Source organism: Ruegeria sp. BC7 (genome assembly GCF_056539165.1).
Window position 1 is genome coordinate 51,387 of sequence record NZ_JBQFUL010000001.1, and the last position, 13,653, is coordinate 65,039.

The window sequence follows — 13,653 nt, forward strand, 5'->3', positions numbered from 1 at the left end:
TTGACGTTTATTTACGAACTGATCGTTTAAGAGATAGAAAACACTAAGAAAAATAGATCCTCTAACCATATAAATCTAATTTTTGGTGATCTGCTTTCTGCTCCCGTGACGCAGGCTTTCTGAGCAATTCAGAAACTATTGACCGCCCCCGGCGTTCAACGCTTTCAGAAAGACGGACCATGCCGAATGAACGAAAAACACATTCTAAACAGGTGAACAGAAGGACTGTCATCCCCCCGGCCTGCGAATTGCAAACGCTCAAATCTCGGATTCCGAGTTTGCAATGCACTATTTGCTACGACTTATCGCTGCCAAGTCAGTCACTTCCCCTGACCATGAGACGCGAAGTTCCTTTTTTGCCCGAGTGGCTGCCACGTGCAATAGGGAACGGTACTGGTCGATGATGTCGTTCAAGTCCGCATCATCAACAGCAGCCTCTACAGCTATTTTCGGTGGAAAAGCAGACTTCGACATGAACGGAATTGCCACGGCAAAAAACTCCAGACCCTTGGCGCGGTGCATTGTAGTGATTCTCACCCCGGGTTTGTCGCGGCTGTCAGCTTCTCCAGCCTTCAGTTCAACTGTTTGAACTTCAATCCGGTGAAGAGCATCCTCTACACGCGCAATGTCCTTTCTCCGGTTGCAAAGGATTCCAATCTCTTCAGGAGCAGTGCCGGAAGAAATCACCTTACCTACCCAATCGGCCAGACCTTTCAGTTCTTCAATTTCTGATGGATGGGACGCAAGCTCAGGGTTTGGCCCTTTCAACAGACTTACGTATCCGTTCAGTGTATCAGTGCCTTCATCGAGGTCATCGACACTCACCCCTTCCAGGATTGATACGGCCCAGGCTCGTATTTCCTGCGTTGTACGGTAATTCAGTCGCAGTCGGCGTGAGCGGCCGCGGATGTTTATACCGCAAGCAGACATGCTCGCACGACGTGCATAAATTCGTTGATGCGCATCTCCAACGATAAAGATCGTGTTTTTATCGCCGGTCGATTTTTCCGGGACAATGGCTCTAATCAGTTTGAAAGCCTGCTCACCCATGTCCTGTGCTTCATCCACAACGACGGCGACGTAAGGGAGATTTGGTGCTTCAGACAACAACAACTCGGTCGCCTCGCGGTAAGCATCATCTGGTTCGGCCAGGCCTGCGCTGACCATGCGGGCTCTGTAATCCGAGAAAACGTCCCACAAAGCGGCTCTTTTTCGTCGATCAAGCGGCGTGCCGCGCCCCGCTCTCGAAATTTTCAGGTAAGCCCTTTTGTCCGTCAGACCTTTTGCCTGAACAATCTGACCCCATTCAGCTTTTACAAAATCTTCGGTCAGGTTTTCTGGTAAATCATGCGCTTCAAACACTTCCCCCCAAATTTCTTCAAGTTGATTACGCGCTTCGCCGAAATACGCAACTTGCCGGCCAAAGTCTTTTCGTCTCAGGAACTGCGACACCCAACGATCCAGATTAATAACTTCAATCCTTGCCGGCTTTGAATCTAAGTGTTCAGGGCAAAGTGTGCGCAAATTGTTTAGAATGTCTTGCACCAAGCTTGTCGTGAACGTCGTGAATAAAATCTTCTCTCCGACCCGCCTGGGATCAGCCGCGATTTGATCCGCGAGATGTTTCGCACGATGCATTGCGACAACGGTTTTACCGGTGCCGGCACCTCCGCGTACCATCGCCGGGCCGTTATAATCGCGATAGGCTAGCTTTCGCTGCTCGGGATGCAGGAAGACACGCCAGCCTTCCAGCCCTTCCTCGAAAACGCGCCTCAGTTCCGCTTCACTTTCAGGAATGAAAATGGACTGTCGGCTTTCGTCGGTCTCAATGAGCTTGTCAAACGAAACGTCCGCGTCACCCTGTTCAGCGTCTTCCTCAACACTTTCGGCAACGCCCGTCATCGCGTAGACTTCTTCTTCGGAGTACCCCGCTGCTAGTGCGTAAAGGACCTGATAGCTGAGGGGATCAAATTTGTCTTCGTCCGTCTCAAGTTCTTCCAACGAGGCAATTTGCCGAATGGCGGGTAGTTCTTCGTCCGGTATGCCCAGAGCGCGAAGTTTCTTATCCGCAAAATCATCAAACAATCCAAGTTGAGCAGCAGTGGTCTGCTTTTCCGTTTCAGCGTCAATTTCCTGGATGATACGGACACGATTGGTCCCAGGGTCAAGTTTCACCCGTCGCCCTGTCGCCCATCGGTATGCCTTGTCATGCTCACCGACATGCACAAACATGATGTCACGGCCCAGCTCGAAAGCTATAGCCCGGTAGCCTTGATCCACCCGCAGAGACTTAATGGAACTGTCTTTTGAACCTTCGACCGTCTCAAGGTTCAAACCGTTGCTTTCGGGGGCCGACATGTAACGGGTCATCATATCCATGAATCTAAGCGAAACTTTGTCTGGAAGCTTCCTGAGGCTCTTCATGCAGCCGATGTCGTACGAAACCCGTTTCGCAATTGGTTGGTTCATTTGCTCGTCTCCTCAATTGCCTTCAGGATTTCGGCGATGGTTTCGCTTACGTGACTTTCTTCTGAAATGAAGGTCAGAAGTGTCCACCCAGTATTTTCATGAGCTTCTTCAGACACGCAGAAGTTATACTTGGACCAGCCAAACTCCATTGCACCGACGACTCGGCCGGACACCATGAGATCGTCGCCGATCCTATCCGGCCCTGTTACACCGGCCGCGATAAGCGCATCTATCAAAGGGTGGAACACTTCATCGCAAAGAGATCGTGTTTCTAGCCAAGCGGTATCTTCTTTTTCATCCGCGGCGCTGGATGAACTGGTTTCCGGTGGTAGCAGTGTATCCAACCCGTTTACCTGCACATGGAAGCCGGGCAAGGATTGAAGCAGGTTCACAGCACGCCATAGCCCGCGCCAAATATCTTCAAGAACCGGTTTGGTTGTTGTTGCATCTGACACGTCTGGAAGAGTGGCGTGGAGAACAACGCGCACGTCCCTGTTGGTTTCTGCCCATTGAATAGGGCTCACTTGGTCACAAGCGACAAACACGTCGAGTGGTTTTTGACCAAAATGGGCCGCGCGCCACGCCTCTTTCAGAAACTCCAGATTCTCGCTCCGTAGGTCGCCAACACTAGGAAGATCTTCAAACGCGCGGTTTTCTGCCTGTACGAATGTGCGAGACAACACCGACCAAGCTCGCTCTAGGTCAGTATCCACGCCATCCAAAACACGTATCAGCGCGTTCAGATTTGGAAGTGACTGCAAGCTCTTTATCGGCTCGGACAAACCGGCAAAATGTTCATTTGCCAGAACCCGTCCAAGCGTTCCGCGCTGCTTGGACGTGTAAGTCGCTTCCGAAAAGGGGTTCCTAGGCAAATCGGCGGTCTCATCAAGGTCGTTCCAGCTAAGCGTCCAAACACGAACCTTTCCGGATCGGATCATTTCGATACGGTCCAGCAGGTCCTTGTCGATGGTGTTGGCGTGGTAATCGTACCCATCCATTTCCACGACGACCGGCAATTGGTCGGCGGCGTTGACTGGAGAAACCAGGAAATCCACTCTTTTTTTGGGCAATCCTTTGAAGCGGGTATCGATTTGAACCTGTGGTTCTATCGTCCAGAGTTTTGGGGTGTCTGCATTTCCTGCACGCAAGACGTATCCGCGCCGCCCGCCTGATAACACCTGGGGTTTCAGCGCGTCGTCACCATAAGTTTTGGATAAGGCTCCAAGAAACCTGGCTTCCAATTTGCTTTCAACCAATGCACCAAGAATAGACGCATCAATATTACTCGAGGTCTGGGTCAAGCTGTCCCATTTCCCGAGTGTACTTTCCATTAGAGCACGTGCACGGTCCCGGCTTGGCTCGCCGGGGCCAAATTGCGACCTGTAAGGTTTTACGCATCGATAACATCCGTCTCGAGGCGGGTCGGCCGTGTTGCACCGACATTGGGAGAGTGCCGCAATCGCCTTAGAGACAATCGACTTCATTGTATCTGGATGTTCGCCTACTTGGCGAAGGTAACCGGATCCGCCAGGCACCGAGTCGTACAAGTAGAGGCTTCGAACCGAAACATGATCATTAAGCCTGGCTTCGTAGATTGTGGAGCGAATATGATCAACCTTGCCTGCAAAATGACGTTGCATGCCAAGATTTATCGCTGCAACAAAGCTCTTCAGATCATTGTCGTCAGCATCTCCCACCACTGGGATAATAACACGCATCGCCTCCGTTTCGAATTCCCGCATCAGGAAGACTTCTGTTTCCCAATGTTCGCGGTTGATGTTGTCTCGCAAGGTTTTACAGCTTGGTGGGTGAACACCAACATCATCTTCATTGCGCGGAGGCCTTTGCACAGTGCCGCAGTGTTTGCAGATCCTGAAAGGCTGAGAAGCGCGCTTGGCGCCCGCGATGATTGGACCCACCGGAGCCGATGACTTTGCGCCATAGTTGAAATCGCGGAAGGTACAATCTGGAATGAATTCAAATCCAAATGGTGCGGTAGAATCCTGATCTGTAAACCAGGAGGACAAAACGTCGGCTTCTGCATGAAACGGTGTCAATTCTCTATCAAATTGACGCTGATCTCGCTGGTCCAAATCGCGAATAGCAGCCTTTTCCTCGCTGCTGGCGGAAATAACAGATTTCAGTTTGACCACTTCATGTTCGGATCCGCTATCGATCCACATGTTGTCCCCGCATTTAGGACAATTGCTGGTCGCGTCCCCCTCGTGCCGTGGAGCAATATGAGAACAGGACTGGCAAAACGTCCACGACGTCAGATCCTCCTTGCCAATTTCAAGTCGCTCCACCTGAACCTGTCTGCCATTTGCAAAAAAGTACTGGCCGGGCGCGAGCTCGGATAACGCGGAGCTGGCAGGTCTGGAATATTCGATTTGTAGCGGCTCCTCCGGTTCACCCTTTGCATTGTCGCGACGGAATAGAATCGAAGTCAGTTTTACTCCTTCTTCGGGAAAAGCGTAGTTTGGCAGAACACCTTTATCTGTGAGGTATTTAATTACGGGAACATCGTCGATACCCTTGCGGATCATGCTGTTGATTTCTTTTCGGTTGCGCTCGATGTCGCCCCTGCGTTTGTCGTATTCCTCTTCGGTAAACTCAGCCTGGCGCTGGCGTAGACGTTGCAGCTCTTTCGTTGCTTCTTCTCGCTTGTCCACCAGGCGTGCTCTGTCATTTTCTGCTTCATCAAAGACGGCTGTGATGCGCCAGGGGAGCGAGTGGTGGTCGGATTGGGTCAAGTAATCTCGAATTCGTGCGGTCAAATCGGATCGCGCCTTTATGGCCTCCGGAAGACCTTCCAAGAACTGGTCAGCGAGCATTGCGCCGTCGGATTTGACCATATCGAGCCATTCCCTTGGGAAGCCTGTCGAAGTACCGTCATTTCTCCGCTTCAGGACATCTCTGACCTTTCCGTAATCGCTGCTTTCGGAGGTGGTGATGACGAAAGCATCAAGGGTGAACGCTGTTACCTGGCGCAGTAACACTTCTTCTGCCGAGAGGAACACGCCCGGAGGGTTGACCTGACCCGCCAGCATTGGTGTTGGATCTTCCCAGAATTGAATATCGTGTGGCCTGGCGTTGGCCAGAACAAGATTCAGAGCATTGCCGTCCCGACGTCCGCTTCGCCCCATTCTTTGAACATAGTTCGCCTCTTCAGGTGGAACCGAGCTCAAAAGCAACGTTGACAGATCGCCAATGTCGATACCCATTTCCAGTGTCGGCGTTGCGCTGATCAGGTTCGGCGCCCATCGGGTTTCCTCGGTTATGAAACCCGTTTCGATATGGTTTCTTTGATCCGCATCGAGGATACCGGTGTGCTCCCGGGCGACAACTCTATGATTCCGATTTGAGGACAATGACCTACGCATCGCAGGGCGAATTGGGAGTCGTGCATCCTGTAGATGTCCCTGGCATCCGATTTTTGTACAGCGCGAACCGACGACAAGGTCTTCGTTTACTGCCAGCGTTACCTCGCGCCGCCCACAAACATCGCAGGTTAAACCATGCGTATTCAAGGAGACTACAACTTTACTTGGCTCAAGCAGCCAAACGTGCCGGTGCCCATCTGGGCCATCAACGCGCTTGACGAGACCGTCGGCCTGCAACCTGTCGAGCGCCAGTTTAAAAACCGTGTCTGGATCAGTTCCAATTCTAAGGTCTGCACCTGCAAAGCTTCTGAAAACCCAATCACGATACCAGTTTGCGATATGTTTACGCGTCAATTTTTCAACACCGGTCAGAGCATTACTCAGCGTAATCGGGATGGGGCCTAGTCTTCTGGGCGTATCTGGTATGGGCAAAGTGCCGCTTTGTCCAAGCCCCAGTTGACGACCCGCTGCAAACCAATTCATTCCGTATGATCCAGTCGATGCCCGGGCCGCAAGCTCGACATATGGGTGGGCGACGGAACCTTGGCGCCTCATACGTTGCATGAATCCAAGTAAAAACTGGGCCACAAGGTCATTGTCGAGCTCAGGCGCGCCAGCAAACTCATTCCTGAGTTGTCGCGACAAACGCTCTGCGCTGTCGCGAACCGCTTCACCAGATACTTCGGCGGCAGCAATCCCATTGATCTCTAGCGTATGATTGAAATGCGCGCGAAAGCTGAGATCAATGAAATATTCCCACCCTAGGCGCATGCAAATGTGGTCTAAGAAAACGGGGTCGCTGATGGAAATACCGTGTTGAATCAAATCCGCATACCGCGACCGCCAAGCCTGTTCTTTCGGAATGAACATCGCGGTGAAACTGTCCGCGCCCAGGTTTGCAAGCCAGTCTTTTGGAACGTCCTGAAACACCTCCTCAAGATTGAGTTTACCGGCGTCAGTCTTTTGCAAAACCTGATAGAGCGACTTCTGATATACCGAGAGTGTGTTGCGGGTCTCAGCAACGGCAGCACGATGCGCGGCGTCTTGAACAGAGTCCGAAAACATCAGGAATCTGGGTTTTGCGTCCGGACTTTCTTCATTCTGCTCGGAAGAGTACATGGTACTTGTAATGCCCGGTGTCAGGCGTGCTGCACGCATTCCAAACAACAAAACGCCTTGAGCTTGCCCACACGACGGGCATGTCGCATCCAACTTTCCATTGCTGTCTGTGGGATCGTACATCCAGACAGGCGATGATGGCCCGACGTCGAGCTCGTCATGGTTCGAAGGACTGAATTCCAGGCTTTCCGAATCCAACATGCCTTGGACGATACGCCCGCCACCAGCGGTCGCGCTCACCTTGCGGTCTATGTTGTCGTGGTAAAACAGTCGAAGTTTGCCGCCGTTGTTATGGGAAAAGAACTCTTCGTAGAGTTGGTCGAGTGGTGCCCAGCAAGAAACCGAAGTGGCATTCTGGCGTCCAAGATGCGCTGTTGCCCCGCATCGATTGCAATTAACCAAGGGCAAAGTTTTCCTGAGCGCTGAAATATCCAGATCCATACCATGCAGCAGATTGATGTGAGATTTCTGCAAACCTGCCTCAAGCCTTGGAAGGTTTGACACCATCCGTGCCATTTCGCGTATCCAGAGCTGGAGCCTGACATTGAATAGCGGGCGATTTCCTTCTGACCGTGCCCATGCGACCAGTGCGACAGTCAGCTCCGCCAGGGCTTGATGGTCTTCTGGCCTCCACTTGCGGATTGCCTTCACCAGGGACAGGCCAGCGGCAACGTCCTCGAGCGAAGCAGGCCCACTATGTTCTGCGATAGTTTTCAGCGTTCTCTGAACCAGTTGCTGCTCCAATAACAGGCGCCCGAGAAGCAACCGCCAATCAAGAGAGGTGGGATCACCTGCATGCAGCGCTTCAAGATCCGGATCGGTCGTTTTCGGAAACAGGCATCTTGCAAGATGCTTGGCTGCTTCCGCTTGGCTCATGCCTTCTGCCGCACTGAGAGCTGTGCGTATGTCGTCCGGAGAAGGGCGGTCGGAGTATTCAGGATCGTCGAAGACTTCTGCCGCGGTTTTGCGGGTTTCGGTGATGACGGCCTGATCATCGAACTCTTCGCCAAAAATCGTTCTGGCGTAGTCGCTCAAATCGGCTTTTGCGTCTTCGCCGGAACCGAGTGTTGCAGATGACCCGACACAGACCAGATGCTTCTCCGGCGTGTTCAGACGATACTTCAGACGTCGGATCAAAAGTGCCAAATCCGCACCTTGAGCACCGTCGAAGGTGTGTATCTCATCTACGACCAGAAACTTGAGTGTCTCAGGGTCATTTTCGCTCCAGAGCCTTTTGTCCCGTCCACGCAACAACAAATAGTCCAGCATCTTGTAGTTTGTGAGCAGAATATCGGGTGGGTTTTGACGCATGGTTTCGCGATGTGTGATCACGCTGTCTGGCGTCACCTCCATCGTAGCGTTCTTGGGTTCTGCGTCAGCGTATATCCCCGCTCGAACGCCCTGTAATCCCGGTATATCGTTGATCGCCGCCGCGATCCGCCGCGCCTGGTCACTTGCCAAGGCATTCATCGGGTAGATCAGGATCGCCTTGATCCCCGGCTCGTCCTTGTGCTGCCGACAATGCTCCAATATTGGCCAGAGGTAGCTTTCGGTCTTACCTGATCCTGTGCCCGTTGCGACCAGGGTAGAGCGCTTCCTGTCACCGCTCAGCCGCGCAAAGGCGTCCATTTGGTGCTGATAAGGTGGAAACTTCAGTGGCACCTCGGGAAACGGCTGATCCCACTTCCCATCCGCGGCTCCGTCAATTTGACGGAAGGGCATATCGACCGAAATCCACGGGCCCTTGATGAAGTTGTCCGGCGTCTCGAGAAACCGATCCACGATCCCTTCAAACGACTTGGTCGAGGTATTGAGCGTCGAACGCACCAGCTCACGCAGGCTTTGTTGCACATGACGGTTGAGCAGGATCGGGTTCATATCAGCTGTCCCCTTGCGCCTTCAGCGCCTCGAAGTGTAACCAGGCGCGCTTGTAGTCTTCGATCCGGTCGCAACGGGTATAGGGGCCGACAAAGCGGCGGGTGATTTCGCGCGGGCCGCCGGGTTGGGTGTCATCAATCGCTTGGCTGATTAGCTCGTCGGGGTTTGACCCCAAGATTGCTTCCCATGCGTTACGACCGGGGCTTTTCCAGTTACCGTGATTGTCTTGCACCAAATGACCGACACCGGGCAGGCCCTTGGAGCAAGTCCAGACAATCCGCCCTTGTTGATCGTACCATGTACCAGCTTCATATTGAATCATAACCGGGAAGTAGGATTGGTATATACCGATAAGCTGGTTTAGGGTTAAGCCAAGTGCTTGAGCGACCAGAACGTCCAATTCAACAAGCGCCAACCTTCTTACAAAATCAGAACGGTAAGGCGCCATTGGCGTCCACTCGTTATTTCTCAAAAAGGTTGGGAGCCGTTTGTCATCCATAGACCAACAAACGGGTAACTCATCTCTAACGTTTCTCGACCAAAACTCATTGTATTGTTCAGTCAAGCAAGAAAGCCGGAGTATATGTTGCCTCGCCTCCTTGCCGGGATCGACCCACGGAAGACCAGCGATATCTTTCTCGTGAATATTTGTTTTCCCGGAAACCTTTACTAGAAAATCATAGGGCACGGTTACCCATGCTGCCGCAGCATTTAGCAAATCGAGTTCGCGCTCAAACGACACACTGTTGATGGCGTTAATGTGAGCAAACCCAGAAGGAATTATTGCGCCAATGAAAGTCCGCTCCTGATTTTGCCCTGCCATCGCCCGAAAAGCGAACCGCGGATGATCTGTATGCTTGGAAACGCCGGAAAACTTAGAATTGGGAAGGTATGTTTCATAGTTCTCTCCCAAGCCTATTGGTTCATAATTCGTCCTCGGAAGATAATTAGATGGAATGTTTTCCAAATCGATCCGCTCATAATCTCTGTGCGATCTACAATTTCTTCTTGGAGATTGATGAAATGGATTGCCTACAAATATCATAGGCCCTGAAACTATCATTTCATTGGGTTTCTTGCGGAAATTGGTTGAACGTTTAATTGTTTTCAGCTGTTTTTCAGCGCTAGTTTCGTTCCAAACGGAATTGAGCTGCCAATGAATATTTGTTTCTTGCAGCTTCCGAGTTGATGCAATTCTTTTGAATACTTCAATTTCAGCTTTACTCATTGGTTGAAGAAACCGCGCCTCATAGCCGGAATCTGACGCGCCAGAAGAGAGTGAAAAAATAGCGTTTATTTCAGGTTCGCTTATTCGTACAATTCGGTCTAGATGTCCTTTCGTTTCCCATTCTCCGCTGTCATTTTTTATTGTAGGGACATCGCCTAGGCCGTCATGCAAATAGCTTTCCTCAACTTGGCTGGCGAGGAAAGCTTGCGTGTAGTTATCAAAATTAACTCCACTGGTAAGGCCCCGGTAAATATTCAAAGAAAACTCGCGAGCGTTTCCAACTTCGGAGAAGTTCTTCTGCTTCAATTCGTTTCTAAAGTGAAAATGCTTTACAATTCGTTTGTACCAGTTAGCTCTCAATGGCCCCGATGAAGGATCGGCTAGGTGACCATCTTGGTGAATGAGCGCCGCAAAACCATCGCGTGAAGTCAAACGGAAGGAAAGATCAATAAAGCAGCGATAAAGATTGTTCGACCCGGCACCTGCAAAGGGTTGCATCACCTCAGAGGAGGTTATAGCCATCGCGCCTTTGGTCGAGACATATTCCTGCGAGAACCGCGCTACGTCTTTTGCGTTGTCCAATGCTTCGCCTAGAACACTCCGCACCTCGGTGGCCGACAGCCCACGATGACACGGATCGATATCCGCTAGCACCAACCCTTCGTTCCAGGAAGGTTTCGCCCAGGGCGGGTTCCCGACAATCACGTCAAATCCGCCTCGTTCGCGCATTACGTCGGCAAAGATCAGATCAAAATGCACAAAGCGTTCCCGCTCGGCTACCCGAGTTGCAACACCAAGCCAATCGAAGGTCTCAATCAGCGCCTCAACATTGGTTTCTCGGAACAGCAAATCTTGTGTCTTCTCCGCCGCTTTGAAAAGGTTGCGCGCAGGCGCATCGGGTTCAAGCTGGTCTAAGAAATCCAGTTCCGGGTCCGAGAACTCTGACATACTTGGTGCTTCAAGGGATCCGTCCGCAGAAAACCCGCCCTCAAGGATCATTGCCATGCCGTTGAGGAACTCGAGCCGCGATGGCAGTTTGTCCGCCTGATCCAACGGCCAAAGCCACAGCGCACACCATGCGTCCATCGCCGTTTTGAGCCGTTTGTAAGGTAGGGTATTCGTAGCGTGGTCATCGCCCACCAAATGCGCGGTCAGTTTGGCCTTGGCATGGAAATCCATCCGCTTGTTGCCGGCCATTTCATGATCGGGCCAGATGGTGATTTCATCATTGGAAGAAATACGAGTCTTCTCCAGATCATCGGCGACTTGCTCGAACAAAGCTTCAGCCACTTTGCTGAGTTTCTGGACCAATTGGACTTCGTGCTTTTCAAGCTTTTTGAAAAACCCACCTTGGCGCCAAGTGCGGATTTTGGCTTGGGCCTCAGCTGCAAAGGGGCGGATCGAAGCGTCGGTTTCGAACTTTGCCATGTCCTTGGCCGGCAGCAGCCATTGCCAAATCTGACCTTCCGGCAGCTTGTTGCGCCAACCGATCTCCTGCGGCTTGGCATTGAGCCAGAGATCTGCTGCGCGAGATACTGTTGTCAGCTTCGGATCATAGGATGCCCTGCGCGCGCCCAAAAGCGAGTTTCCGGCATGTAACTGATCTCCGAACCAAGGAGAGAACGCGCTGTTGTGCAGGCCATTGAGCCAAAGCGAGATTGCGCCGAGTTCTACCGCAATAGGGTTCAAGTCGACACCAAAGCAATTTCGGTCGGCGATGAAACTGCGGACCTTTTGCTTCTCGACGACAATTTGGTCCTGCGGAATGGTCTTGCCCAACTCCTGTTGTTTACGATCCAAATAGAGGTCCGCCAGCTGGTTTGTGGTCTCGACCAGGAAGGCCGCCGATCCCATGGCTGGTTCAAGGATCTTTAGCTCCAAAAGTTTATCTGCGCTGAGATCTTTGCAGCGCTCCATGAGAGCATGTTTGACCAGCAATCGGGCCAGCGGTTCTGGGGTGTAGTAGGACGCCGACTTTTCTCGATCCCGACCCGCAAGGCGATAGATGAATGTCCCCTTCGGATAGATGAGTGCTTCGCTGCCTTTGAACACCACCTCATCAGAGGTGAACTCACCGTTCAAAAGTCGGCGACGTTCCACAAACCAACTGGGTTCCAACGGATCGACATCATCTACGCGGTTTACTGGAGCGTCTGGATCGGCGTCGGCTTTATTGCCTTTGCTGGCAAGAAGCTCAATTAGATCATTCTTGGCGACAACCCCAGTGAAAGAAATCAGAGTTTCATAGACAGCGCCCAACTGTCCGATGCCGAGCTTGGCGTAGGAAATACGCCCTGTGCTTTTGTTGGTTGATCGCAGTGACAGACGCCGAATGACCTTCTGGATAGCCTCATTGCGCAGATTGAGGCTGTTCAGAAGCGGAGTGCTCTGTGGGTCAAGTAGGGACACTTTCACCGCTGGCAGTCGGAGCCCAGTGCCTTTGTTGGCATCTTCCAGATCAAGTCCCGTGTAAAGTAAACCCAAAGTCGTTTGCAGGCTCTCCCAGAGGAACGTTCCGGTTCGATCCGCGGTGGTTCTGAGCGGAACGGATTCCAGGTCTCGCAGACCCTCCAGAGAATAACCCGAACTGTAAATTGGGTTTTTCAAATCAAGCAGGCTGAGCCGCGGGTTGGCTTCGGCATAGAACATGAACAGCAAGCGATACATGTATCGCAAACATTCACGAGACAGGTCTGGACCTTCTATCCATACACCGCGTTTGGACTTGATAGGATAATTCGACGGAAACTTGCCTTCGGTGACTTCGAGAACTTCTTGCCCCAGCAACTCAATAGCATCTCGCACTGTTTTCTTGAGCGATGATGTCACCGTGTTAGCATTGCGCTGCGCTTCTTCTTCCAGCCTGTCGGAAATAGGCACGCCTTGCTCAGGCACCCGAGCCTCTCTTGCAATCAGGCAAGCCGTCAAGACCAGCGTGTCGCGTTCGGATCGTGCAAAGATCTCTTGCAAATTGAAGCGAAGTACCGACCGCGCAGGCCATTTGCGTTTATCGACAAGGACAAGTTGGGAAAGACCAACAATCAGGACGTTTCTAGGCCCATCCGGCAACTCAAACACGCCTTTGGCCAGAAACTCGCCGATTGTCCGGTCCAACAGAGCCGCGTCTTGATCTTCATCTGCAAATTGGCCTTTGGCAAACTTCGCGTCCAATGGATCGGATGCCTCATCCTCATTACCAGGAACCGGGGCTTCGATAATCCAAAGCGCATCTTTTCCATCTGCATTTGAAACTCTCCCGAGCAGCGGTATCAACGGGTCCCCTTCCAAACCTGCGGGCATGGCTTCCCGCTTCCACTCATAGCCCAATGCTTCCAACACCTTGTGGCGGGCATCTTGTGTCAGCGAGTACCTTCTTGAGGTTTCACTGGATGCCCGAATTTGTCGGTAAGCATCCAGAGTCGCGCCGGAGACGCTCTGCAAACGGTCAACCGGGTGCCTTTTCTTATCCAACCCAGACCAACGGGCAGTTATATCGGCCAATTCCTCTTTCAGTACATCTGACAGGGTCCCGGAAGGGAAAAACTCTGCTTCATTTTCAATTCCAATGAGTTCCAT

At 52.0% G+C, this 13,653-nt stretch carries 3 protein-coding genes; all 3 read right to left on the minus strand.

What is annotated here, in order from left to right; genetic code table 11:
- Positions 1-288 precede the first annotated feature (288 nt).
- Genes ACR0KS_RS00190 through ACR0KS_RS00200 form a run of 3 tightly spaced genes read right to left on the minus strand, consistent with a single transcriptional unit; the run spans position 289 to position 13,653 of the window.
- Complete coding sequence (locus ACR0KS_RS00190) at positions 289-2,469, minus strand: UvrD-helicase domain-containing protein (protein WP_170756910.1); 2,181 nt, start codon at positions 2,467-2,469, stop codon at positions 289-291.
- Positions 2,466-8,849, minus strand: coding sequence for a DEAD/DEAH box helicase (locus tag ACR0KS_RS00195; RefSeq protein ID WP_480693080.1), 6,384 nt, complete (start codon positions 8,847-8,849; stop codon positions 2,466-2,468). Before ACR0KS_RS00195 ends, ACR0KS_RS00190 begins: the two co-directional genes overlap by 4 nt.
- 1 nt (position 8,850) lies before the next feature.
- Positions 8,851-13,653: an Eco57I restriction-modification methylase domain-containing protein gene (locus ACR0KS_RS00200; RefSeq protein ID WP_480693081.1), complete on the minus strand. Its 4,803-nt coding sequence runs from the start codon at positions 13,651-13,653 to the stop codon at positions 8,851-8,853.